This window comes from Rufibacter immobilis (assembly GCF_003721565.1).
In the GTDB taxonomy this organism is placed as follows: domain Bacteria; phylum Bacteroidota; class Bacteroidia; order Cytophagales; family Hymenobacteraceae; genus Nibribacter; species Nibribacter immobilis.
The window spans coordinates 290944-314319 of the sequence record NZ_RJJE01000009.1 but is presented as its reverse complement, the minus strand read 5'-3'; the positions used below and the strand labels follow the sequence as shown (position 1 = coordinate 314319).

The window sequence follows — 23376 nt, the reverse complement described above, 5'->3', positions numbered from 1 at the left end:
TAAGAACTAGCTTGTAAACCAGTTGTATACTACAGCTAGGGCACAGACACGAACTTAAAAATACAACTATGGGATTATTTGATTTTTTAAAGAAAGGGGAGGAGAAGCCGGTGCAGAAACCAGTGGCCCAACCGGCCGTGAAAGCGCCGGTAGCCGCCCAGCCCGCCCCGGCGGCGGCACCGCAGCAACCCGCCTATGACACCTACACCGTGAAAAGCGGCGACTCCCTCTCTAAAATAGCGAAGAACTTCTACGGCGATGCCCAGCAGTGGCACAAGATACACCAGGCCAACCTGGACAAGATCAAAGACCCCAACCTTATTGATGTGGGCTGGCAGTTGAAGATCCCAAAAGCATAAATAAAGAATTAGGTTTGTTTGTAGAGAGAAAAGAGTCTGGGCTTGAGCGCAGGCTCTTTTTCTGTTTAGGGGCTCTTTTTCTAAAAACGGCCCCTAAACAGAAAAGGCAGGCGTTGGTGCCTGCCTTTTCTGTTTGTTTCTATGGTGGGTTAAAGCGGGTGTCTTTCCAGGTATCGGGCCACGGCCGGGCAAGAGGCTCTCACCTCCAACCCTTTGGAGGTGGCATAGTCAATGCCGTGCTTGATGAGCTGGTCGGCCAGCCCTTTGCCCCGGTACTCTTCCTCCAGAAACGTGTGCTGGAAGTCAATGGTCTCAGGGTCTGGCAAGGCATAAGCCAACTCCCCAATGTCTTCGTTTTCCATGAGCGCCGTGAACTGCTGCGCTTCCTCGTCGTGGCGAATGTCTAGTTTCATAAGATAAAGGATTCAGATACAAACCAATGGCTCCGGAAAACGAAGCCCTTCCTAATACCTGATCCTGGAGCAAAAGGTTAGCGCCTTCTGCTGGGTTGGTCGTTTTTTACGGTATTCGGCACCGCGCGGGCAGATAAAAAAAGGGAGCCTATAAGGCTCCCTGAATAATCTCATCCACCACCGGTGGGTCTAGCAACGTACTGGTGTCGCCCAGGTTAGAGGTGTCTCCTTCGGCCACTTTACGCAGAATGCGGCGCATGATCTTGCCGGAACGGGTCTTGGGCAGGCCGCTCACAATCTGGATTTTATCTGGCTTCGCGATTTTTCCAATCTGGTCTACCACGGTTTCAATGACTTCGGCCCGCAGGTTCTCCGGGTTTTCGGGGGCTTCCTCGCCGCAGACCACAAAAGCATAGATGCCCTGGCCCTTCACGTCATGCGGATACCCCACCACGGCGCTTTCCACAATGTGGCGGTTCTGGTTAATGGCGTTCTCAATCTCGGCGGTGCCGAAGCGGTGACCAGACACGTTGATCACGTCATCTACGCGGCCAATGATGCGCCACAGGCCGTCTTTGTCGCGCTTGGCACCGTCGCCGGTAAAGTACAGGCCTTTGTAGGAACTGAAATAGCTCTGGCGGCAGCGCTCATGGTCGCCGTAAGTGGTGCGTATGATGCCCGGCCACGGATATTTCACGCACAGGTAGCCTTCCACCTCGTTCTCCGTGATTTCTTTGCCTTCCTGGTCTACCAGCAGGGGCTGGATGCCCGGCAGCGCAAAGCCGGCGTGGCTGGGTTTCATGGGCGTGACACCGGCCAGGGAGCTGAGCATGATGCCCCCGGTTTCAGTTTGCCACCAGGTGTCAACTACCGGACAGCGCTCTTTGCCCACGTGGATGTGGTACCAGTGCCAGGCTTCTTCATTGATGGGCTCCCCTACAGAACCCAGCACTTTGAGCGAGTCCAGGCTGTAAGAAAGCACGTGGTCCAGCCCGGCGCCCATGAGCGACCGGATGGCGGTGGGGGCGGTGTAGAAGATGTTCACCCCAAATTTGTCTACCACTTGCCAGAACCTACCGGCGTCTGGGAAGGTAGGTACGCCCTCAAACATAAGGGTGGTGGCCCCGGAGAGAAGCGGCCCGTAAAGCAGATAAGAGTGACCGGTAATCCAGCCAATGTCGGCGGTGCACCAGTAAATGTCACTTTCCTCGTACTGGAAGACGTTCCGGAAGGTATAGTCTGTGTACACCATGTAGCCGCCGCAGGTATGCACCACGCCCTTGGGTTTGCCGGTAGAGCCCGAGGTGTACAGGATGAAGAGCATGTCTTCAGCGTCCATTTCCTCGGCGGGGCAGTTTTTGTCTACGTGCTCCAGTTCCTCGTGGTACCACACGTCACGGCCTTCCACCATGTTCACGGCCCAGCCTACGCGGTCTACCACAATCACTTTCTCCACGCTGGGGCAGGTTTCTAGGGCTTCGTCTACCACGCGCTTCACCGGAATCTGCTTGGGTCCGCGGTTGAGTCCGTCTGAGGTGATGACTACTTTGGCCTGGGCGTCATTGATTCTATCGGCCATGGCCGTGTGGGAAAACCCGGCGAAGATCACCGAATGCACCGCCCCAATGCGGGCGCAGGCCAGCACACTGAAGGCCAGCTCCGGGATCATGGGCATATAAATACAGACGCGGTCGCCTTTCTTTACGCCATTGCGCTTAAGGATATTGGCCATCTGGCACACTTTCTCGTGCAGTTCACGGTACGTGAACCGGATGAAGCGTTCTTTGGGGTCGTTGGGTTCCCAGATCAGCGCCAGTTTGTTACCCCGTTTCTCCAGGTGGCGGTCCAGGCAGTTCTCCGTGATGTTGAGTTTGCCGTTCACAAACCATTTCACGTTGGGTTCCTCAAAGTTCCAGTCCACTACCTTGTCCCACTTCTTCCGCCAGGTGAAGTTCTCGGCAATACTGCCCCAGAATTCCTCGGGCTGCTCCACACTTCGCTGGTAGGCGTCCTGGTACTCCTCAAAAGATTTTATGCGGTACTCCATTTTGTTTGTTTGGTGGGTTTGAGGGGCTAAATATAGAAGTTCTGCCGGAGGAGGCAAGAAACTGGGGGAAAGAGTGGCGTTTAGGGGCTCTTTTTTGGAAAAATGACACAAAATAGAGTGGTTTTGTGCACTTTTTTGAATCAGAAGGTTGAAGTGGTTTTGGCCTTGGACTTGGCGGTTTGTCTAAGAGTTTACGGGCCGTGTTGTTTCATCTTTGGCGGTAAGCGCTCACGGCCGCGGGGCCCCGTCTTCCCCTCTCGCACTGCCCTTGCGGCCATGTCAAAGCAGCTTATTCTTAGCTTCTGCCTATCTGTGGCCACAAGCGAGGCGCTCTAGGGAAAGACTGGAAAGGGTGCGGGTAGTAAAGGCTGTTGCAGGATGAGGCTGAAGTTCTAAAGGTGTAAACCCACCCCTGCCCCTCCCAGGAGGGGAGTTTTGTCGCATAGCTAAAGCTAAAGGTTAGCACTAAGTTTAGCTTTTGTCTTAACAGCTAGATAAATTACTTCCCACTCTAGCAGATACTCCCCTCCTCGGAGGGGTAGGGGTGGGTTCTTCCGCCTGCCGCCGCTTTACCGTTTGCTCCAAAAGGCCTCGCAGCGTCTGGAGGACCTGCGAGTGTCTGAGTCAATTCCGTTAAGGGGGCTTTTTCCAGAATTAAGCTAAAACCAGAATGCCCGGCTATCCCATGGAGAGAGCCGGGCATTGAGAATGGATTTGCGTTTAGGGGCTGTTTTTGGAAAAACGGCCCCTAAACGCTTTTATGAGTAAGACGATAGCTGTATCTATTCAGCGCCCACACCCAGATAGGTCCGTAGCTTTTCGCTCTCGAATTTGGCGGCGGCCCCTTGTTCCGGTTGCAATAGAGAAACAATGATGCCCATCAGGAAAGCGCCGGACATAGACACCAGAGCCGGGTTTTTAAGCGGGAAGATGGCTTCGGGGTAACCCATGATGTCTACCATGATGGTAGGGCTGAGCACAATCAACACCAATGACAGCAGCGCGCCGGTGGCGATGCTCCAGACCGCTCCTTTGGTGGTGAACCGTTTCCAGATAATGGACATGAGCAGCGCCGGGAAGTTGGCGCTGGCGGCAATAGAAAACGCCAGGCCTACCATGAATGCCACGTTCTGGCCCTTGAACACCAGCCCCAGTAACACAGACAGAATGCCCAGGCCCACCGTGGCGCGTTTGGCCACTTTCATCTCGCCTTTCTCATTGGAAACCCCATTCTTGAACACGTGCACGTAAAGGTCGTGCGAGATGCTGGAAGCCCCAGATAAGGTTAAACCTGCCACCACGGCCAGAATGGTGGCAAAGGCTACCGCGGCAATGAAGCCCAGGAAAGCCGTACCGCCGGTTTGTTCCGCTAACAGCAGTGCCGCCATGTTACCGCCTTTGTCTATGCCTTCAATGGCGGGTTTGCCCACCAGCGCCATTGCCGAAAACCCGATCAGGAAGGTGAGCAGGTAGAAATACCCGATAAAACCGGTAGCCACAAACACAGATTTACGGGCGGCTTTGGCGTCTGGCACGGTGTAGAAGCGCATGAGAATGTGCGGCAGACCGGCTGTGCCCAGCATGAGGGCCAGACCCAATGAAAGCGCATCAAACGGGTTGCTGATGTAACCGCCCGGGGCCAGCATTTCCTGCCCGTAGTTGGTGCTCACAGATTCCAGTAAATTGCCCGGGCTAAAGCCGAATTTCGCCAATGACAGCAGCACCAGCACCGTGGCCCCGCTCAGCAGCAGCACGGCTTTTATAATCTGCACCCAGGTAGTGGCAATCATGCCCCCGAAGAGCACGTACAGCGTCATGACAACGCCCACCACCACTACGGCAATCTCATATTCCAGCCCGAAGAGCGTTTTAATAAGGCCGCCCGCCCCCACCATCTGGGCAATAAGGTAAAAGGCGATGGTCATGAGCGAACCCACCGAAGAAACAATCCGGATGGGGCGCTGCCGTAGCCGGAACGCCACTACATCGGCGAAGGTGTATTTGCCCAGATTACGGAGCGGCTCGGCAATGAGGAACATAATGAGGGGCCAGCCCACCAGAAACCCGATGGAGTAGATAAGGCCGTCATAGCCTTTGGTGGCCACCATGCCCGCAATGCCCAGAAAAGACGCGGCACTCATATAGTCGCCGGCCAGGGCCAGGCCGTTCTGGAAACCGGAGATACTTCGGCCTGCGGCATAGAATTCTGAGCCGGTCTTGGTTTTCTTGGCGGCCCAGTACGTGATGTACAGCGTGACCGCCACAAAAAGGAAGAACATGCCAATAGACACTGGGTTGGCCGTGCCCAGCGTAGAAGCGGTAGGGCTGGCCTGAAGAAGGAGCAAATGCATAAACCTGTACTGTTTGTTAGGAGGGGAGAAGGTTAGGAAAGCTTGTTTTTCAGTTCTTCCACTGATTTGTCATACCGGGAGTTGGCCCAGAAAACATAGATGCCCGTCAGGACCCAGGCAAAGAGAATGATGCCCAATCCTACGGGAATGGCCAGGGTAGTGTAGTCGCCAATCTTGGTGGCCAACGCTTGTTTGTTGAAGGCCACCGTGAGCAGAAACCCGAAATACACCAGCAACATGGTAAACGTGAGCACCAGGGAGACAGACCAGCGCTGTTTCACCAGTTTTTTGAAGGCAGGGCTAGCTAGTAGCTCATGGGGGGAAGAGGAAAGCGGTTTCATCTAGATTTGCTGTTAGTGAAGGTAGAAAGAACAAATGCCCCAAAACAGCTGCTACCACCTGTTTTGTAATATTTTGGCTCCTGAATATAAGAAGATAATCCTGGATGACGCTGCCCGGGAAATAAATTTATGAGCGGCCTCTTCTCCTGTTCCTGCTGGTTTTCTGCTACGGCAGGAAAACAGCAGGAACGGGAGTGTAGATCAGGTACTTTGTTTAAGCTGTTAAAGCAAGAAGTAAAGCAAGACCGTTGGAAGGGGGGAGTAGTTAATTTCAGGAAAAGGAGTACCTTGCTTATGAATTCCTCGGTCAGTTTTATGCTGTATGTCCCATCCCGTTCATAAGAAGTTCCTGGTTTGTCCTAACTGCCGCCATGAACTACAGGAGGCAGATAATTACTGCGCCTCCTGCGGTCAGGAAAACCATGACTATCGGCTGCCTGCCGGTCATCTGTTCCTGGAACTGTTGGAAAACACGCTGCACTTTGATACCAAGTTTTTCAGCACGGTCAACTATCTGCTGCTAAAGCCCGGCAAACTCACCCAGGAATTCATCCTGAACCGGCGCGCTTCCTACGTTCCGCCTTTCCGGCTGTATGTGTTCATCAGTTTCTTTTTCTTCCTGATCTTATCCTTCGCCGTAGGGCACTCAGAAAACAATACTCCCGCCAATCCGTCCGTTTCCTCTGGCCAAACTCTGGATACCAACGGGAAAAAAACGCGCTCCATGTTTTTCGGACTGATCACCTATGACCTGGAGACCCAAAAAGACAGTACCGCTGGCCCTGACAAGCAAGAGTCAAAAAGTAGATATACTCTGTTCATGGAGCGGCAGGAAACCAAGTGGTTACAGAAAAGTGATCACGAGATAGACCAGAAGATATTGAAAACAGTCTCTATGCTCATGTTCTTCCTGATGCCCCTCTTTGCCCTCATCCTCAAAGTGTTTCACCTCCGGCAGAGGCGGTTTTACATAGAGCACCTTATCTTCTCCATCCATTTCCATTGTTTTGTCTTTGTGCTCCTTTCTGTGGTGGCGCTACTGTCTAATGTAGTGCAGGCAGAATGGCTCGTTAAGGGAACATTTGCGGTGGTCTTCATCTACCTGTTTATGGCCCTGCGGCGGGTTTTCCAGGAAAAGGTGTTCACCGCTTTCCTCAAAGATCTGCTCATCCATGCCTCTTATCTGGTGGTGCTGATACTCTTCTTGTTCCTGGCGTTATTTGTGAATTACACCCTCGCCTGATTTGGGGCTAGGAATTTTTAACCCAGTTATAGCACGCCGAGAAAGGGTAAGAAAGAATTATTTCAGTTCTTTGCCTGTTTCAGGACAGGATTAGCTAAATAAGTACCAACATGCTCATTGCAAACCACAGCGGCAACGTACTGGAGGCCGGTCTGGACGAAGCCGGGCGCGGCTGCCTGGCCGGGCCGGTGGTGGCCGGTGCCGTCATCTTACCGCCCGATTATTTTCACCCTTTACTCACAGACTCCAAGCAATTGAGCGCGAAGCAGCGGGAGCAACTGCGCGAGGAAGTTTGCCGCGAGGCCGTCCATTGGGCCGTGGCCGAGGTGAGTCCGGAGGAAATAGACCAGATCAACATCCTCAACGCTTCTTTTCTGGCCATGCACCGGGCACTGGACCAGTTTACGGTAACTCCTGAGTTCCTTTTGGTGGACGGTAACCGGTTCAAAGCGTACAGAGACGTTCCGCACGCCTGCATGGTTAAAGGCGATAGCCGTTTCTACAGCATCGCAGCCGCCTCTATTCTAGCCAAAACCCACCGCGACGACCTCATGACTGCTCTGGGCCAGACCCTCCCACACTATAATTGGCAGCAAAACGCCGGCTACCCCACCAAAGCCCACCGCACCGCCATTGCCCTGCACGGGGTATCACCGCACCACCGGTTAACCTTCCGGCTTCTGCCCGCCGCAGATTCCCTGGTGCTGGAAGGGTAGAACAGTACTAGTCTATACCAGAAAAGCTTGGGGCGTTTAGGGGCCGTTTTTTGGAAAAACGGCCCCTAAACGCCCCAAGGCTTTTTAAATGCGGAAAAGGTTGCCGCAGACTACTGTGGCTTCAGTTTGAGTAGGTCCAGGAAAAGGCTGAAACTGTCCAGGCTGGAGGCTCCGTCATTGAAGGTGTCAAAGGTGAGAGGCTTCACAATATAGCCATTCACGCGCAGGTTCTGGGCGGCGTGGCGGTCAGAGTCTTCGTTGGAGGTAGTCATGATGAAGACATTAAGGTGCGAAAGGAACGGGTCTCGGCGGATTTCTTCCAGAAACTCAATCCCGTTCATCTTAGGCATGTTAATGTCCAGCAGGATAATAGTAGGCAGTGGGTTTAACTTAGGAGTACCAGGCTCCCCGCGTAGCATCGCCAGGGCCTCGCGTCCATTCTTGGCTTTGTGTAGGGGCACCATCACCTTGATTTTTCTTAACTCACGTTCCACGCTCATGGCGTCAAGGTAATCGTCTTCCACTAACAAAATGCTTGGCTGCGAATCACTCATAGTTACTTGTTTTGGTACTGGTAAAGTTCAAAGATAACAGGAAATCAGGCTTTGGGCAATTTTACTTTAGGCCAGGTAAAGGTAAACGTAGAGCCTTTGCCCACAGTAGAAGAGACCCTGATAGTGCCGCCGCGGTGCTCAATGATCTTTTTCACGATAGCCAGCCCCACTCCAGTACTTTCTACCGCATCGCGCTCCTGTAGGGTCTGGAAAAGCACGAAAATGCGATCGTGGTACTCTTTTTCAATGCCCGGGCCGTCATCTATCACGGAGAATTCATGCATCTCGGGCAGTTCCTGGTAGAAGATGGTCACGTTGCCCTTGGTATCATGGTGGTACTTAAGGGCGTTGCTGATGAGGTTGGAGAACACCTGCTGCAACTCTACCCGGGCCGCCTGTAGCACCGGCAACTTGTCTGGTATATGGAATCGGAAGCCGGCCGGCGGGTTGAGCATGTCTACGATCTCATACAGCAGGGTCTGCACGTCTACCATTTCTTCCTGCAAGGCAGAACGCCCAATGCGGGCCAGGGCCAGAATACCGTTAATGAGGTTTTCCATGCGGTGCACGCGTATGCGCATCATCATGAGGTATTCCTGGATGTGCTCCGGCAGCTCCTTGCCCATGTCTTCCTCCACCCAGCGCGAGGCGTTCTCTATGCCGCGCAGGGGGGCTTTGAGGTCATGTGACACCACGTAGGCGAATTGGTCCAGTTCCTTGTTCTTGCTCTCCAGCTCCGTAAAGGTCTTGTCAATGGTGGAAGACATGCGGTTGAGGGAGTCGGTGAGGCGAGTGAGTTCGTCATTGGCATCGTCCTCAATCTGGGTTTTGTATTCGCCGTGGGAAATGCGGTCTGCCAGGTTCACCATTTTCATGATGCGGCGCGAGATGAGGCGGGTAATGTAATAGGCCCAGCCCAACCCCAGCAGCACTGAGATAATAGTTAAGGTGGTGGAAATGCGGCGGGTGTTTTCAATACTTTTCTCCAGGCGGGCTTTTCTTACCTCACGCACCCGGTACTCAATGCTGTTGAAGTCTTTGAAGTAGATGCGCATCTGGTCAGTCATGCGCTTGCCCTCCTCGTTCAGGATCATGATGCCGTGGTCCAGGGAGAGCAGGTTGCGGGTGGTGCTGTCTTTCTCAATAGACTTTTCTTTCTCGGCAATCAGGAGCTCCGCAAACTCATACTGCCACTTCCGGTGCATGTCCTGGATTTCCTTGATTCTCCTGAGCTGGTCAGGCTTTTCCTTCATGTATTCCTTGAGCAGGTTGAACTGGCTGGGCAGAAGCTCGGCCGCCGTGTAATAGGGCTCCAGAAACGTCTTGTTACCCGTGAGCAGATAGCCCCGCATACCGGTTTCCATGTCAATGAGGCTCCTGTGCAGGGTGGCGGAGGTACGGGTGATGTTCTGGGAATCGGTCACGAAGTTGGAGTTCGCGATCACGTCCTCAGACAGGCGGTAATTCACAATGGCCACCGCGGTGAACAGAAACGAGATGAGAACGAAGCCAGCGAAGAGCTTGGTTGAAAGATTCATGTAGGGAGCGCTAGGAACCGCGAAAACCGCCGTTCAAGGTACAAAACAGAGTGCCGGCGCAGGGCCAGCTTCACAAAAATAGCCTTTTTACGGTAGTTCCATAATTTGGCTGCCTGGTTCAGGCAAAGAAGGCAGGGCGGTGGCTAGATTGCGCAGACGCTGCCCTGGGTTTAGAAACCCATCCAAATTTTATACTTTTGCCTATCCTTACACGCTACTTCCTAAATAGAACATACATGGAATTAAAGAAAATAGCCCTCAATGATGTGCACGAGGCGCTGGGCGCTAAAATGGTGCCTTTTGCCGGTTACAACATGCCGGTACGCTACAGCTCAGACCTGGACGAGCACCACACCGTACGCAAGGCGGTGGGCATCTTTGATGTGTCGCACATGGGCGAGTTCCTGGTGTCTGGTCCCAAAGCCCTGGACCTGATCCAGCGCGTGACCACCAATGACGCCTCCAAGCTTACCCCGGGCAAAATCCAGTATTCCTGCCTGCCCAACCAGGAAGGCGGGATTGTGGACGACCTGCTGGTGTACTGTCTGGCCCCCGAAGAATACATGCTGGTGGTAAACGCCTCCAACATTGAGAAAGACTGGAACTGGATCAGTCAGTTTAACACTGAGGGCGCTGAACTGAGAAATATCTCTGATGAGATGTCATTGTTTGCCGTGCAGGGCCCTAAAGCCGCCGAGGCCTTACAGTCTTTGACCCCCGTTGACCTCAAGAACATGGTGTACTACACCTTTGACAAAGGCACTTTTGCCGGTCAGCCAGACGTGATCATCTCCGCTACGGGCTATACCGGTGCGGGCGGCTTTGAGATTTACGTGCCCAACGAGAGCGCCAAAGAGGTGTTTGAGCAAATCATGCAGGCTGGCGCCGAGTTCGGGATTAAGCCTATTGGCCTGGGTGCCCGTGATACCCTGCGTCTGGAGATGGGCTACTGCCTCTACGGCAACGACATCACCGATTCCACTTCTCCATTAGAAGCCGGGCTGGGCTGGATCACCAAGTTCAACAAAGACTTCACCAACGCTGATAACCTCAAAGCCCAGAAAGAGCAGGGGGTAAGCCGCAAGCTTATTGGGTTTGAGATGATGGAGCAGGGCATTCCGCGCAGCCACTATGAGATTGTGAACGCGGAGGGAGCCACTATTGGCGAAGTAACCTCCGGCACCATGTCGCCTTCGTTGGGCAAAGGCGTGGGCTTGGGCTACCTCCAGACGGAGTACACCGCTCCCGGCACCGAGGTTTTCATCAAAGTGCGCAACAAGCAACTCAAAGCCCAGGTGGTGAAACTGCCGTTCTACAAACCAACTGTATAAGTTCTGATTCTTGAGTCCAAAGTCCTGAGTTGAAAACTTTAAGATTCAAGATCCAGAACCATCATTGGCGTTTAGGGGCTGTTTTTCCAAAAACAGCCCCTAAACGCCAACTTTTTTAATCCAACTCAGGACTCAGTACTCAAGACTCAGAACTAAAAGAATGCCTTCCATAGACGTTTGCTTCAGCCCAGAGCTGTTGCCTTTGTATAATTTAACTGGCAAGATTGCCGTGGCGGTAGATGTGCTGCGGGCAACCTCCAGCATGGTCACGGCCCTGGCCAACGGCATCACCCACATTGCCCCGGTAAGCGAGTTGGAAACCTGCTTAGCGTACCGTGAGCAGAATTACCTGGTGGCCGCCGAGCGGGACGGTGTCAAGGCCGAGGGGTTTGATTTGGGTAACTCGCCGTTCCATTACCTGGAGGAAGACCGCACGGGCCGCATGCTGGCCATTACCACCACCAACGGTACCCAGGCCATCCGGCTGTCCCGCGCCGCCGATGAGGTCTTGGTAGGTGCTTTCCTCAACGTGGGCGCCGTGGCCGACTATCTGCGCCGCGCCGGGAAAGACGTGGTGGTGGTGTGCGCCGGCTGGAAAGGCCTGTTCAATCTGGAAGACACGCTCTTTGCCGGCGCCCTGGCCGAGCGGTTGGAAGGAGATTTCACCCTCAACCATGACGCCACCCTGGCCGCGTACCATCTGTACCAAACCGCCAAAGCAGATAAACTGGCCTTCCTCTCCAAGTCTTCGCACGTGCAGCGGCTGGAGCGCCTGCACATCCTTAAAGATATAGAGTTCTGCCTGCAGGAAGACACCTACACCGTAGTTCCTGTCTTGCAGGGCGATTTTCTGGTGGCCGCCCAATAGGGTAACCCCGATGATCTTCTTAAGCAAAAGCCGTTTAGGGGCCGTTTTTCCAAAAACAGCGCCTAAACGGCTTTTGAATTGTAACACGCTTGTAGCCCTCTGGACGAGGAAACGTTACTGGTACCCAGACAAACATTCCTTTACCGCAGCTTGGGGTTGTTCTGGTGGCGGTCTTTGTCGCGGGAGGTGCGTTTTTCCATGCCTTTGGCGAAGGCCTCCGTCAGGTTCACACCGGTCTGGTTCGCCAGCGCGATGAGCACGAACAGCACATCGGCCATCTCGGCGCCCAGGTCCACCTCCTCATCGCTTTTCTTAAACGACTGATCGCCGTAGCGGCGGGAGATGATGCGGGCTACTTCGCCCACTTCCTCGGTGAGAATGGCCAGGTTGGTGAGTTCAGAGAAATACCGCACCCCCACGTCTTTGATCCAGGTGTCTACGGCTTGTTGCGCTTCTTCTAAGGTCATTGCTTTCTTGTTGATTGTCAATTGTTGTTGGGTAGCGGTCAGGACTAAAACAGGTAATGCGGCTGTGGCTGTTTAGAGGCTCTTTTTCTGAAAATAAGCGAAAATCAGAGCAAAAAAAATAATCAACCATCAGCAACCAGCAACCAATTTACTCCCGGTTCTGCGAGTCTATGGTGATAGTGACGGGACCGTCGTTGACCAGCGCCACTTTCATGTCTGCCCCGAAGATACCAGTAGGCACCGGTTGGCCCAGCTCTTTCTCCAGCACCTGGTGGAACTGCTCATACAGCGGAATGGCCACGGCGGGCGGCGCCGCGTTCATGTATGAGGGGCGGTTGCCTTTCTTGGTGAGGGCATACAGCGTGAATTGGCTAATGAGCAGAATGCCGCCGCGCACGTCCTGCACGCTCAGGTTCATCTTGTCTTCGGCATCAGAGAAAATCCGGAGCTGCACCAGCTTTTTGGCGGTCCAGGTTAAGTCTTCGGGCGTGTCTGAGGAGGTGAAGCCCGCCAGCACCAGCAGCCCCTGTTCAATCTGACCATGCACGGCTCCGTCAATGGTCACCGAAGCCGCAGACACCCGCTGTATCACAACGCGCATATAAGTTGAGTTTAAAAGCCTTTGGCCGAGCAGGGGGGAATAATTCAAATAAATATTTCCTTCTTTACACGGCTTAGCCAAGGCTTGTCCTAGAAAAGGCAAGTTAGGAAGAAATGCGGCAGGGAAAGCGCCTGAGCAGACATTCTTCAATTTCTGCGGGCCAAACGCTGAAGCGGTGGTTTTTCCGTTATTTTTGTGATTCCTAACCCTTCAAGGATGCCGAAAAAGACGATTTACTGGCTGTGCGGTGTGGTAGTGCTGTTGGCGCTGGGCTTCTATGGGTTCTCAAAATGGACAGAGGCGCGCGAAAAAGTGAGCCTCTGGACGCTGGTACCCGACAATGCCGTTTTTGTGGCGGAAACCAACAACGCCCCTCGTTTCCTGGACCACCTGCGGGAGACCGATATGTGGGCCACGGTGTCACAGATGCCGTACGTGCTGCGCCTGGACGACCAGATCACCCTCATTGACAGCCTCTCTAACGGGCGCACTCCCTTGCGTAGCTTCCTCACCAACAAAAACGTGCTGATGTCTATGCACGTGATGGGCCGCACGGAGTACGAGATGATTTATTATGTGCCCGTGAGCACGGTGGCCCAGCACCGCTACATCCGGACGCTGGTGGAGAACCTGGGCAAGACCGGTCTTTACCACCAGGAGGTGCGCGATTACCAGGGCTTCCAGATCACCGACATCACCCACCGGGACAACAACGATAATTTCTCCTTTTTCAGTTTCCATAACAACCTGGTCATCAGCCCCAGCCCGGTGCTGGTGGAGGAGATCATAAGGAAGATCAACCGGGGGCAGCTGGAGTCGCCGGCCAAAGATTACAAGAACACCAATTACCTGAGCCAGCCAGAGGTGTATGCCAACGTCTTCATCAATTACCAGCACCTGCCAGACCTGCTGGGCATTTTCCTGAAGAAAGACCTGCATGATGACGTGAACCTGCTCAGCAGTCTCTGCCGAAACAGCATGCTGGAGCTGAAGCTGGAAAAAAACCGCCTGTTCCTGAACGGATTTTCGTACCCAGAAACCCTGGAAGGCTCTCTGTACAGCAGAATAAAAGGACATCCGGCCAAGTCTTTCAACTTGCGCGAGGTGCTGCCGGTACGGGCCGCGGTGGTGTTGCACATGGGCCTGAACCAGATGGGCAGCCTCCGGAAACAGCCCGGCCAACCCGAGGCCACTTATCTGGATTCGCTCTCCGGCTCCTTTGCCGGCGAACTGGGCTTGTGTTACCTGGAGGCTTATGACACCAAAACCAGTCCCGAGAAAATCCTGTTCGCGCAGACCTCCAACCCGGGCTTAACCCAAATGCTGCTCAACCGCCTGCAACCCGGCCGTACTGCGGGCACGGAGGAAAAGCACGGCAAGAACATCATCCGGTTGTTAACCACCAGAGAATTGCCGCAGCAGCTGTTTGGGGAGGTGTTCAAGGGTTTTGAGCAAACTTATTATACCACGCTGGGCAATTACATCCTGTTCACCGATGACGTGGCCACCATCCGGACCCTGCTCTCTGATGTGGAAGCCGGTAAGGTCTGGAGCAAGTCTGAGGCGCTGGAGCCCTTGCTCACGCAGTCGCAGCAGGAAGATAACATAGGTCTGTTCATTAACACCACCCACGCCTGGAACCTGCTATTGCGCGCCATGAGCCCACAGCAACAGGCCAGCCTCATCCGCAACGCCTCCGTCATTAAGAAGTTCAATTACCTGAGCGTGCAGTTCAGCGCGGCCAAAGACCAGTATTATACCAGTTACCTGTTTCGGCACCAGGAAGAATCCTCGGTACGGGCCGTGATCGCCAATGAGGGCATCAGGCAGGAGAGAACCTTTGACTTCAACAGCCGGCTCATTTCTACGCCCTTCCTCACCCAGTTTCCGGTAGACAACAGCCAGGAGGTGGTGGTGCAGGACTCGGCGTTGGTGCTGCACGGGATTGGGACCGAACAGGGCCGCCGCAACTGGACCGATACGCTTTCCTCACGGGTGATGGGGCCGGTGCTGCAATTGCCCTACGGGAGAGACAAGCGCCAGAAATACTTCTTCGCCACGGCCAACAACATCCACTGCATAGACAAGAACGGCAAAGAGGAAGAGAATTTCCCATTCACCTTGGGAGATTCCCTGCGCCTGCAACGCCTCACGGTGTTTGACTATGACAAGACCGGCGCGTATCGGCTGGTAGCCGATGATAATTTAGGCAATATCTTCATGCTGGACATGCAGGGCAATGTGCAGCCGGGGTGGGGGCCAATGCGCTTAGACGGAAGGCTGGCGGCCCCGCCGCAGCACGTGAAGGTGAATGGCCGCAACGTGATTATAGCGGTGCTGGAAAACGGGTTTATCTATGCTTTCAGCGAGCAGGGGGAGCCCTACCCTGGTTTCCCTTTGAACCTGGGGGCCAATTTAAAGTCCGGTCTGTTTCCGCAGGTGGGCATTTCGTTCCGGCGTTCGCTTTTCACTACTGTGACCCAGAGCGGCGAGGTAGTATCCTTTGACCTTACCGGCGAGATTACCCAACGCAAACAACTCCTGCGCCCCGACCGCCGCAGCACCTTCAAACTAGTGCCCGAAGCCACGGGTAAATCCTTCATCATTGCCCGTTCAGACCCGGGACGCGTGGCTTTGTTTGCACAGGACAGCAAACTGCTGCTGGACCGCAGGTTTGTTACATCGTCGGCCAAAGAGGTGCAGTACTTCCATTTTGGGGGAGACCGCAAGCTGTATGTGATCTGGGAAACCGGTCCGCGAAAGGCCTATCTGTTTGACGTGCAGGCGCAGCCGCTGGGGCAGCAGCCTATCAACACCAGCTATCCGGTAAGTGTGCAGTACAATGAGGTGGAGAACCAGTACACGGTCTACTCCTCGTTCAACAAACTGCTGCAAAAGACAGTGGTACAAGGACGTAATTAAGGCCGGGAGCGTTTCCTGCGTTTAGGGGCTGTTTTTCCAAAAACAGCCCCTAAACGCAGGAAACGCTTTTTTGCTGGGTTGCTTCAAAGAGCGGGAGAGAAGCTCATTTTGAGGAGGAGAAAAATTTTATCGCTAACATATGTATATACATTATTTGTTTATACATTTGCATCACTTAACCATAAGTAAAAGCAAAAATGAAACTAAGAAACACTGTCCTGGCAGCGCTGGTAGCGTTGGTGACATTTGCCTTCGCGGGCAAAGGAGTAGACTACAAAGTAGTGAACAATCAGTCTAAGGTGACCTGGAAAGGTACTAAGGTAGCGGGTGAGCACACCGGGCTTATCAGCATTGCTAACGGTAAACTGAACAGCGATGGCAAGAACATCCTGGGCGGCTACTTTGAGATTGACATGAACTCCATTACCTGCACAGACATCACCGATGCTAAATACAACCAGCAGTTGGTGGGCCACCTGAAAAACGATGATTTCTTCGGCACGGACAAATTCCCTAAGTCTACCCTGCAAATCACGAAAGTAACGCCTACTAAAACCAAAGGCCAATACCTGGTGAACGGTGATTTGACCATCAAAGGCATTAAGAAACCAGTACAATTCCCGGCTACCGTTACTTTTGCCGGTAACCAAATCAAAGCCAAAGCCAACATCAAAGTAGACAGAACCAAATATGACATCAAATACGGTTCAGGTTCTTTCTTTGACAACTTAGGCGACAAAGCCATCAGCAACGAGTTTGACCTGAACGTTGATTTAGTCGCTCAGAAATAAGCGTACCTTTTTTTACATGAAAAACCCCTGCAGTGAAGGCGAAAGCTTTCTGCAGGGGTTTTTTCATGTAGAAGCTAAGAGTATCTGTGCCTGATTAAACAGCCCATAGTTGGTGTATTCATGGATTGTCCAGTTTCTGCGTTTAGGGGCTGTTTTCAGAAAAACAGCCCCTAAACGCAGAAATAAGGCTGGTTCTCTTGTGGAACACTTCAATTGGCATAAACCAATGCGCACGTAGTCTCTTGCATACAACCGGATGAACTATAGAAGTGAAAGTAATGTTTATGATAGTATTGCTATTATATGTAATTACATTAGTATATTTGCTGCAAGTATTACGGTAATTGAACTTCATGAGCGCTACTATAAGGATTGAGTTAAACGGGAAGCTCTTCTTGCGGGATCCGGAACAGACGGAACTAGGCAGAACCATTGTGAGAGAGAGCATTAGGTTGATTGATGAACTGGGCTTTGAGCATTTCACCTTCAAAAAGCTGGCGCAGCACATCACGTCCACAGAGGCATCGGTGTACCGGTATTTTGAGAACAAGCACAAACTGCTGCTCTACCTAGTGTCGTGGTACTGGAACTGGCTCGATTACCGGATTAGTTACCACACCCATCATGTGGCCGATGCTGCTGAAAAGCTCAGGACGTTCATCCGGATTCTGGCCGGGAGCCATGGCAGTGAGCCGCTGGAAGCGAATGTAGATGTACAGGCGCTGGGCAGAATAGTGGTGCTTGAGGCCTCTAAAGCCTATCTCACCAAAGAGGTAGACACCGACAACAAAGCCGGTTTGTTCCAGGACTACAAGAACCTTTGCCATAAGATTTCTCTGGTGGTGCTGGAGATAAATCCGGTCTATCCTTTTCCGCATGCGTTGGTGAGCACGCTGTTTGAAGCCGCGCGCAAGCACCTGTTCTTCGCGCAGCACCTGCCTTCCCTCACAGAAGTGAGACTGGAGAGCACCGGTGAGAACACCTTAGTGGGTTTCCTCAATCATCTGGCGTTTAGTTCCCTTTCAAAAGAAGCCTCTACGGTAGGCGCTAGTCTTTAACACACATGGCACAACAAGCATCTGGTAAGCCCAGTCCCTTCAGGAGGTTTGTGGAATTACTGTCCTCTGAGCGGAAAGTGATTGGCTACATCTATCTGTACGCTATTTTTTCAGGCATCGTGAACCTGTCGTTGCCGCTGGGTATTCAGAGCCTCATCGGGTTTGTCTCCGGGGGGCAGTTGGTTACCTCCGTTTCGGTACTTATTTTTTTCATAGTGGTAGGCGTGCTGGTAGTGGGAGGGTTGCAGGTGATGCAGCTTTCGCTGGTGGAGCATATCCAACAGCGCATCTTCGCCACCAAAGCCTTTCAGTTTGCCACGCACCTCACCAAGATCAAGAGCAATCAACTGGGGGCCCACAACCTGCCCGAGATGATGAACCGGTTCTTTGACGTGATCTCGCTCCAGAAAGGGTTGGCCAAGATGCTCACCGATTTCTCGGCGGCCGCCATCCAGATTTTGTTCGGGCTAATCCTGCTTTCCTTCTACCATTCCTACTTTATCTTCTTTGGTCTGGTGCTCATTCTGCTGCTCTTCCTGATCCTGCGGCTCACCAGCCCCAAAGGCATGCGCACCAGTCTGGAGGAATCTAAATACAAGTACCGGCTGGTGCACTGGCTGGAAGAGATGGCCCGTAACATAATGGTGTTCAAATCGGCCTCCAATGAAAAACTGTCGCTGGAAAAGACCGACTATTATACCTCTGGTTACATAAAGGCCAGGGAGGCGCATTTTAAAGTGTTGATTACCCAGTACATTGGGTTTGTAGGCTTTAAAACCGTGATCACGGCTGGTCTGTTGCTCATGGGTAGTTTGCTCCTGGTAAACCAGGAAATTAACCTGGGGCAGTTTGTGGCCTCAGAGATCATCATCATCCTGATCATAAATGCGGTGGAGAAACTGCTGGTGAAACTGGATGTGGTATATGATGTCTTAACCAGCCTGGAAAAACTGGGTGGCGTCACAGACCTGCCCATGGAAGAGAACAAGGGGCTGTCAAGAGAGCTTCCGGCCCAGCACCAGGCAATTTCCGTGCAGCTGAAAGACGTGGCCTTCCGGTACGCCGGCGCTAAGAAACCGGCCTTGCAGGGCGTGAATCTTTCCATCTTGGCCGGCGACAAGATTTGCCTAGCGGGTTCTGAGGAAGCCGGTAGGTCTACCTTGCTCCAGATTATGGCCGGTATCCATACTGAGTTCGAAGGAACGGTAGTATTCAATGGTCTTTCGCTGCGCGATTATGACCCTGAGGTTGTGCATGAGCAGATTGGCTTTTACCTCTTGCCGGGCCGCCTGTTTGAAGGAACTATCCTGGAGAACATCACTATGGGGCAGCCTGACGTGAAACTGGATGATGTGCTGTGGGCGCTGGAGATGGTGGAACTCTCCAATTATATCCAAGCGCAGCCGGAAGGACTTCATACGGTGATCCATAGCTACTCCCCCGGAGTGCCCGAAGGCGTTCTGCAGCGACTGGCCTTGGCCCGCAGCATCGCCCGCAAACCCAAGCTGCTGCTGCTGGACAATTTCCTGTCCTCGGTGAAGAATACCCTCCGGGAACGGATTGCCAAACGTCTGGTCAATTCTGAAATAGCCTGGACCGTGATTCTCATCTCCAATGACCCAAGTATCATGCGTCTCTGCAACTGGGTGGCCCTGTTGCAAGATGGGAGGGTGGTAAAGGAATTAGTAAGTGAAAGAGCAACTCCAGAGGAGCTAAACAATATTGTGTAATGGCAAAGCAAACTTCTAACCATCCGCTCCCGCACACCTGGGAGCAGTTCAACTCCTTCCAATTGGTGAGCAAACCCCGTCTGGCCAAGGTGATGGCCTACTGGAGCGTGGCGTTGTTTGGGTTACTGTTCATCTTCTCCCTGTTCCCCTGGACGCAGAACATCCGTTCCGCAGGGTCGGTCACCACTCTGCAGCCGCAGGACCGTCCGCAGACGGTGCATAGCACCATTGCCGGCCGCATTGAGCAATGGCAGGTGCAGGAAGGCCAGAAAGTGAAGAAAGGCGATACGCTGGTGGTGTTGTCTGAGGTGAAGGAGAAGTACTTTGACCCACAGTTGCTCAACCGGATGCAGGAACAGTTGCAGGCAAAGGGAGGAAGCATGTCGGCCACCCAAGCCAAGGCGGAAGCACTGACCAATCAGATTAAGGCGCTGCAGGAAGGGTTGCAGTTCAGTTTGCAGAAGGCCCGCAACAAAACCCGCCAGGCTTACCTGAAAGTGCAGAGCGACAGCGCTGACCTGGTGGCCATCAACGCCGAGTACGAGGTGGCCCAGGCGCAGTACGCCCGCCAGGAGAAACTCTATGAGCAGGGGCTGAAGTCCTTAACCGAGCTGGAAAGCCGCCGGCTTAAGTTCCAGGAAGTGCAGGCAAAGCGTCTGAGCACGCAGAACAAACTCAACATCAGCCGAAATGAGCAGCAAAACGCCCGTATTGAGCTGTCTTCGCTGGAAGCGGAATACCAGGACAAAATCTCCAAGGCACGCTCAGATCTCAACTCCACGCAGGCCTACATCAATGATACCAAAGGGGAAATCTCCAAGATGGAGAATGAATACGCCAATACCCAGATCCGGAATTCCTTTTACCAAGTAACTGCACCGCAGGACGGGTATGTGGTGCGGGCGCTCAAGGCAGGGATTGGCGAAACCATCAAAGAAGGGGAGGCCATCTGTAGCATTATGCCGGCCAATCCGGAGTTGGCGGTGCAGCTGTACGTAGATCCTATTGACATCCCGCTGCTGGAGGTGGGGCGCAAGGTGCGTCTTCAGTTTGAAGGGTGGCCCGCGCTGGTGTTCTCCGGATGGCCTAATGTGGGCTTCGGGACGTTTGGGGCTAAGGTGGCCGTGATTGACAACATAGACAGCCAGGGCAAATACCGCATTCTGGTAGTGCCGGACCCTAGCAGCAACCCGTGGCCCGAAGCCATTCGGGTAGGTTCGGGGGCCTATGGCTGGGCCATGCTCAATGACGTGCCCATCTGGTATGAACTATGGCGGCAGCTGAACGCCTTCCCGCCAGATTACGTGATGCCCATGAACAGTGAGCCGAAAGAAGGAAGCAAAGACAAAGGAACAGGAGGCGAGAAATGAGACGGAGGCACTTTTGCTACGGGCTGGTGACAGGTTTGCTGCTGTTGCTGGCCGGTAGGGCAACCCAGGCGGCAGACTCCACCGCGGTCTTCACCATCCAGGACCTGATGGGCCAGATGGCGGTGCACCACCCCGTGGCCCGACAGGCGCAGCAACTCTCTGAGCAGGCCTTGCAGGAGATACGCATGGCCCGCGGGGCCTTTGACCCGGTGCTGGCTTCCAAATTCTACAACAAGGAGCTGGGCGGAAAAAATTACTTCACCCTCTGGGATAACGTCCTGAAGGTGCCGCTCTGGGTGGGAGAACTCAAAGCCGGGCATGAGCGCAATGTGGGGGCAAACGTCAATCCGGAGAACGTAACCTCGCGGGACGGCCTAAGTTATGTCGGGATTTCGGTTCCACTGGGGCAGGGCCTCCTGATAGACGAACGACGGGCAACGCTGCAGCAGGCGAGACAGGCCCAGGAACTAGCGGAGGCTGACCGCGTGAAGAGTATCAACAAACTGCTGCTGGAGGCCGCCAAAGCGTACTGGGACTGGGCGTATGCCCACCAGCGATGGCAGTTGCTGGAGCAAGGTTACCAATTGGCCCAGGTGCGGCTGCAGGCGGTGAAAGAGCGGGTGCGCCAAGGCGATCTGGCAGCCATTGACTCCGTGGAAGCCGCCATAGAAGCGCAGAACCGGTTGGCTATGCTGGGGCAGGCCCGCGTGGAGAGCCAAAACTCCGCGCTCATGGTCTCTAATTTCCTGTGGGGGGAAAACAACACGCCTTTGGAAATACCAGCTGGAGTGGCCCCCTCCCTGGCGGGCACCGACCTTGAGCCCATCTCGCCCGGTGAACTGACCGACCTGCTGGCAAACGCTCAGGAACGGCATCCAGAGGTAATCAAGCTACAGGTGAAGTTGAGGCAGTTGGAGGTGGACCGGCGGTTTTCACAGAACAAGTTGCTGCCCAAGCTGAATGTGGAGTATAACTTGATTGGCAAGGGCGGCACGGCAGGTACCCAATGGCTGGAAGGGAGTTATGCCACCAATAACTATAAACTGGGTGCCAGTTTCAGTTTGCCTCTTTTCCTGCGGCAGGAACGGGGGAAACTGCAGGTGACTCGCCTCAAGATCAACGCGGCGCAGATGCAGTTGCAGCAGACGTCGCGGGAGAACCAGAACCAGGTGCAGGCGGCCTATAATGAGCGGCAACAGCTGGAAGAACAGATTGTGCTGCAGGAGCAGATTATTGTTAATAACACCCTCATGCGTAATGGGGAGCAGCAGCGGTTTGAGAACGGGGAGAGTTCCCTCTTCCTGATCAATACCCGGGAGATGAACCTGCTGACCCAACAGATCAAACTCCTGGAGCTCAGAAGCAAGTACGGCAAAGCTAAATACAACCTGCTGTGGGCCGCCGGAAATCTGGCCGCCAGCACTACAGAGGGGGCTTTGTAAACTTTTGCCTTCGGCTTAATAAGTGCACAAAGCACAGTGAGCCTCATTGGCCGCATGAAAGGGGGAAAGGAAAGTAGGCGGGGTTAATCTTTGGAAAGCCAGCCCTTGCGGTAGAAGTAATAAACCATGCCCGCCACCACCAGCGCCATAAAGCCCAGCAGCGTCACGTAACCGTAGGGCTGGTACAGTTCTGGCATGTTCAAGGGATTGAGGCTGCCGTCTGGGTTCTCACGGGAAAAGTTCATGCCGTACAGACCCACAATAAAGCTTAAGGGGATGAACACCGTAGAGATGATGGTCAATACCTTCATGACCTCGTTCATGCGGTTGCTCACGTTGGAAAGGTACAGATCGGTGAGGCTGCTGGTGGTCTCGCGGTAGTTGTCTATGAGGTCTATGAGCTGGATGGCGTGGTCATAAAGATCTTTGAAGTAGATCTTGAGGTCCTGGGGCACCACGCTCTCGTCCAGGCGCAGAATTTCGTTGATCTTGTCGCGCTCGGGCCAGACAATGCGCCTGATCTTGACTACCACGCGCTTCAGGTCCAGAATCTGGCTCAGGAGCTGCTTGCTAGGTTGCTCAAACAGACAGTCTTCCAGTTCCTCGGCGTATTCGCCCAGTTGGGCCATGGCCGGAAAATAGTAGTCCAGGGTAACGTCCAGCATGGCGTAGGCCAGGTACATGACGGGTTTCTTCCTGATGGAGCCTTTGCCCACTCGTATCCGCTCGCGCAGGCTGTCCAGGCAGTCTTCGTAATCGCTTTGGAAAGTGAGCACGTAGTTGTCTCCGGTGAAGATGGAGAGCTGGTCATCGTCCAGGGTATGGTCAGGCAGGAACGCGATCATGCGGGAGACAATGAACAGTCCGTTGGGACCTTCCTCCACCTTGGGCCGCTGGTAATCATTGATCACGTCTTCCATCTGCAGCGGGTGGATCTGGAAATCGGCCATGATGCGTTCCAGCAGGGGCACGTTGCCGTAACCGCGCACGTCTATCCAGTGGCGGGCCTGCGGAGCGCTCCGGAAAGCCTCCATCAACAAATCATAGTCCGTGAACTCCAGCGCCTCATAATAGTCCTGGTCAAAGGAAACAAGGAACAGTCTAGGTGTGAGCGCATCCGCTGACACGGAGAGCGAACCGGGCTTCTGGCCCACGCTTCGGTCTAAGATGCTTTTGGAAGGTAGTTTGGGCGAAGGAGTGAGGCGCATGTAACGGTACGGAGATTGGATGGATT

The 23376-nt window shown here is 53.7% G+C and carries 20 protein-coding genes; 11 read left to right on the top strand and 9 right to left on the bottom strand.

Going from position 1 to position 23376, the window contains the following annotated elements; all coding sequences use genetic code 11:
- Window positions 1–68 precede the first annotated feature (68 nt).
- Window positions 69–359, top strand: coding sequence for a LysM peptidoglycan-binding domain-containing protein (locus tag EFA69_RS08630; RefSeq protein WP_123132699.1), 291 nt, complete (start codon window positions 69–71; stop codon window positions 357–359).
- Window positions 360–508: 149 nt separating this feature from the next.
- On the opposite strand, the gene EFA69_RS08625 is transcribed toward EFA69_RS08630, so the two are convergent.
- The 4 genes from EFA69_RS08625 to EFA69_RS08610 form a co-directional block, all read right to left on the bottom strand.
- Window positions 509–772: a GNAT family N-acetyltransferase gene (locus EFA69_RS08625; protein ID WP_123132698.1), complete on the bottom strand. Its 264-nt coding sequence runs from the start codon at window positions 770–772 to the stop codon at window positions 509–511.
- Window positions 773–920: 148 nt separating this feature from the next.
- On the bottom strand, window positions 921–2819 hold the full coding sequence (gene acs / locus EFA69_RS08620; protein WP_123132697.1) for an acetate--CoA ligase: 1899 nt from the start codon (window positions 2817–2819) through the stop codon (window positions 921–923).
- Between the two features lie 782 nt (window positions 2820–3601).
- Complete coding sequence (locus EFA69_RS08615) at window positions 3602–5170, bottom strand: sodium:solute symporter family transporter (protein WP_123132696.1); 1569 nt, start codon at window positions 5168–5170, stop codon at window positions 3602–3604.
- Between the two features lie 32 nt (window positions 5171–5202).
- Window positions 5203–5511: a DUF485 domain-containing protein gene (locus tag EFA69_RS08610; protein ID WP_123132695.1), complete on the bottom strand. Its 309-nt coding sequence runs from the start codon at window positions 5509–5511 to the stop codon at window positions 5203–5205.
- A 322-nt stretch (window positions 5512–5833) separates the two neighbouring features.
- On the opposite strand from EFA69_RS08610, the gene EFA69_RS08605 reads away from it, so the two are divergent.
- On the top strand, window positions 5834–6754 hold the full coding sequence (locus EFA69_RS08605; RefSeq protein WP_123132694.1) for a DUF3667 domain-containing protein: 921 nt from the start codon (window positions 5834–5836) through the stop codon (window positions 6752–6754).
- A 110-nt stretch (window positions 6755–6864) separates the two neighbouring features.
- Complete coding sequence (locus EFA69_RS08600; protein WP_123132693.1) at window positions 6865–7470, top strand: ribonuclease HII; 606 nt, start codon at window positions 6865–6867, stop codon at window positions 7468–7470.
- A gap of 110 nt (window positions 7471–7580) precedes the next feature.
- On the opposite strand, the gene EFA69_RS08595 is transcribed toward EFA69_RS08600, so the two are convergent.
- Together EFA69_RS08595 and EFA69_RS08590 are read right to left on the bottom strand one after the other, a co-directional pair.
- The gene (locus EFA69_RS08595) at window positions 7581–8024 is read right to left on the bottom strand and encodes a response regulator (RefSeq protein ID WP_123132692.1); all 444 of its coding nucleotides are present in this window, start codon (window positions 8022–8024) and stop codon (window positions 7581–7583) included.
- A 44-nt stretch (window positions 8025–8068) separates the two neighbouring features.
- A complete protein-coding gene (locus tag EFA69_RS08590) occupies window positions 8069–9562 on the bottom strand; it encodes a sensor histidine kinase (RefSeq protein ID WP_123132691.1) in 1494 nt (497 codons plus the stop codon).
- 236 nt (window positions 9563–9798) lie between these two features.
- Here EFA69_RS08590 and gcvT point away from each other — a divergent pair, with 236 nt between their 5' ends.
- Together gcvT and EFA69_RS08580 are read left to right on the top strand one after the other, a co-directional pair.
- Entirely contained in the window at window positions 9799–10893 is a 1095-nt protein-coding gene (gcvT, locus tag EFA69_RS08585) for a glycine cleavage system aminomethyltransferase GcvT (RefSeq protein WP_123132690.1), read from the top strand.
- Window positions 10894–11053: 160 nt separating this feature from the next.
- Window positions 11054–11761, top strand: coding sequence for a 2-phosphosulfolactate phosphatase (locus EFA69_RS08580; protein WP_123132689.1), 708 nt, complete (start codon window positions 11054–11056; stop codon window positions 11759–11761).
- Between the two features lie 140 nt (window positions 11762–11901).
- Here the strand turns inward: EFA69_RS08580 and EFA69_RS08575 are convergent, their stop codons facing one another.
- The gene (locus EFA69_RS08575; RefSeq protein WP_123132688.1) at window positions 11902–12228 is read right to left on the bottom strand and encodes a nucleotide pyrophosphohydrolase; all 327 of its coding nucleotides are present in this window, start codon (window positions 12226–12228) and stop codon (window positions 11902–11904) included.
- Between the two features lie 148 nt (window positions 12229–12376).
- Window positions 12377–12829, bottom strand: coding sequence for a D-aminoacyl-tRNA deacylase (gene dtd, locus EFA69_RS08570; RefSeq protein WP_123132687.1), 453 nt, complete (start codon window positions 12827–12829; stop codon window positions 12377–12379).
- A gap of 216 nt (window positions 12830–13045) precedes the next feature.
- On the opposite strand from dtd, the gene EFA69_RS08565 reads away from it, so the two are divergent.
- From EFA69_RS08565 to EFA69_RS08540, 6 genes are all read left to right on the top strand, one after another.
- Window positions 13046–15751 carry a hypothetical protein gene (locus EFA69_RS08565; protein WP_148041305.1) on the top strand — a complete coding sequence of 902 codons (2706 nt, stop codon included), beginning with the start codon at window positions 13046–13048 and terminating at the stop codon, window positions 15749–15751.
- Window positions 15752–15948: 197 nt separating this feature from the next.
- Window positions 15949–16542, top strand: coding sequence for a YceI family protein (locus tag EFA69_RS08560; RefSeq protein WP_123132685.1), 594 nt, complete (start codon window positions 15949–15951; stop codon window positions 16540–16542).
- Window positions 16543–16895: 353 nt separating this feature from the next.
- Window positions 16896–17600, top strand: a complete 705-nt coding sequence (locus tag EFA69_RS08555; protein WP_123133422.1) for a TetR/AcrR family transcriptional regulator — start codon at window positions 16896–16898, stop codon at window positions 17598–17600.
- Window positions 17601–17605: 5 nt separating this feature from the next.
- A complete protein-coding gene (locus EFA69_RS08550) occupies window positions 17606–19330 on the top strand; it encodes a peptidase domain-containing ABC transporter (protein ID WP_123132684.1) in 1725 nt (574 codons plus the stop codon).
- Complete coding sequence (locus tag EFA69_RS08545; RefSeq protein ID WP_123132683.1) at window positions 19330–20700, top strand: HlyD family secretion protein; 1371 nt, start codon at window positions 19330–19332, stop codon at window positions 20698–20700. The genes EFA69_RS08550 and EFA69_RS08545 overlap by 1 nt, the downstream gene beginning before the upstream one ends.
- Window positions 20697–22142 carry a TolC family protein gene (locus EFA69_RS08540; RefSeq protein ID WP_123132682.1) on the top strand — a complete coding sequence of 482 codons (1446 nt, stop codon included), beginning with the start codon at window positions 20697–20699 and terminating at the stop codon, window positions 22140–22142. Before EFA69_RS08545 ends, EFA69_RS08540 begins: the two co-directional genes overlap by 4 nt.
- Before the next feature lie 83 nt (window positions 22143–22225).
- Here the strand turns inward: EFA69_RS08540 and corA are convergent, their stop codons facing one another.
- Window positions 22226–23350, bottom strand: coding sequence for a magnesium/cobalt transporter CorA (gene corA, locus EFA69_RS08535; RefSeq protein WP_123132681.1), 1125 nt, complete (start codon window positions 23348–23350; stop codon window positions 22226–22228).
- Window positions 23351–23376: the final 26 nt, after the last annotated feature.

What these genes read in the sequence shown, in the direction of transcription:
- EFA69_RS08630 (WP_123132699.1), top strand. Translation starts at nt 69, where the DNA reads ATGGGATTATTTGATTTTTTAAAGAAAGGGGAGGAGAAGCCGGTGCAG.
- EFA69_RS08625 (WP_123132698.1), bottom strand. Translation starts at nt 772, where the DNA reads ATGAAACTAGACATTCGCCACGACGAGGAAGCGCAGCAGTTCACGGCG.
- acs (WP_123132697.1), bottom strand. Translation starts at nt 2,819, where the DNA reads ATGGAGTACCGCATAAAATCTTTTGAGGAGTACCAGGACGCCTACCAG.
- EFA69_RS08615 (WP_123132696.1), bottom strand. Translation starts at nt 5,170, where the DNA reads ATGCATTTGCTCCTTCTTCAGGCCAGCCCTACCGCTTCTACGCTGGGC.
- EFA69_RS08610 (WP_123132695.1), bottom strand. Translation starts at nt 5,511, where the DNA reads ATGAAACCGCTTTCCTCTTCCCCCCATGAGCTACTAGCTAGCCCTGCC.
- EFA69_RS08605 (WP_123132694.1), top strand. Translation starts at nt 5,834, where the DNA reads ATGTCCCATCCCGTTCATAAGAAGTTCCTGGTTTGTCCTAACTGCCGC.
- EFA69_RS08600 (WP_123132693.1), top strand. Translation starts at nt 6,865, where the DNA reads ATGCTCATTGCAAACCACAGCGGCAACGTACTGGAGGCCGGTCTGGAC.
- EFA69_RS08595 (WP_123132692.1), bottom strand. Translation starts at nt 8,024, where the DNA reads ATGAGTGATTCGCAGCCAAGCATTTTGTTAGTGGAAGACGATTACCTT.
- EFA69_RS08590 (WP_123132691.1), bottom strand. Translation starts at nt 9,562, where the DNA reads ATGAATCTTTCAACCAAGCTCTTCGCTGGCTTCGTTCTCATCTCGTTT.
- gcvT (WP_123132690.1), top strand. Translation starts at nt 9,799, where the DNA reads ATGGAATTAAAGAAAATAGCCCTCAATGATGTGCACGAGGCGCTGGGC.
- EFA69_RS08580 (WP_123132689.1), top strand. Translation starts at nt 11,054, where the DNA reads ATGCCTTCCATAGACGTTTGCTTCAGCCCAGAGCTGTTGCCTTTGTAT.
- EFA69_RS08575 (WP_123132688.1), bottom strand. Translation starts at nt 12,228, where the DNA reads ATGACCTTAGAAGAAGCGCAACAAGCCGTAGACACCTGGATCAAAGAC.
- dtd (WP_123132687.1), bottom strand. Translation starts at nt 12,829, where the DNA reads ATGCGCGTTGTGATACAGCGGGTGTCTGCGGCTTCGGTGACCATTGAC.
- EFA69_RS08565 (WP_148041305.1), top strand. Translation starts at nt 13,046, where the DNA reads ATGCCGAAAAAGACGATTTACTGGCTGTGCGGTGTGGTAGTGCTGTTG.
- EFA69_RS08560 (WP_123132685.1), top strand. Translation starts at nt 15,949, where the DNA reads ATGAAACTAAGAAACACTGTCCTGGCAGCGCTGGTAGCGTTGGTGACA.
- EFA69_RS08555 (WP_123133422.1), top strand. Translation starts at nt 16,896, where the DNA reads ATGAGCGCTACTATAAGGATTGAGTTAAACGGGAAGCTCTTCTTGCGG.
- EFA69_RS08550 (WP_123132684.1), top strand. Translation starts at nt 17,606, where the DNA reads ATGGCACAACAAGCATCTGGTAAGCCCAGTCCCTTCAGGAGGTTTGTG.
- EFA69_RS08545 (WP_123132683.1), top strand. Translation starts at nt 19,330, where the DNA reads ATGGCAAAGCAAACTTCTAACCATCCGCTCCCGCACACCTGGGAGCAG.
- EFA69_RS08540 (WP_123132682.1), top strand. Translation starts at nt 20,697, where the DNA reads ATGAGACGGAGGCACTTTTGCTACGGGCTGGTGACAGGTTTGCTGCTG.
- corA (WP_123132681.1), bottom strand. Translation starts at nt 23,350, where the DNA reads ATGCGCCTCACTCCTTCGCCCAAACTACCTTCCAAAAGCATCTTAGAC.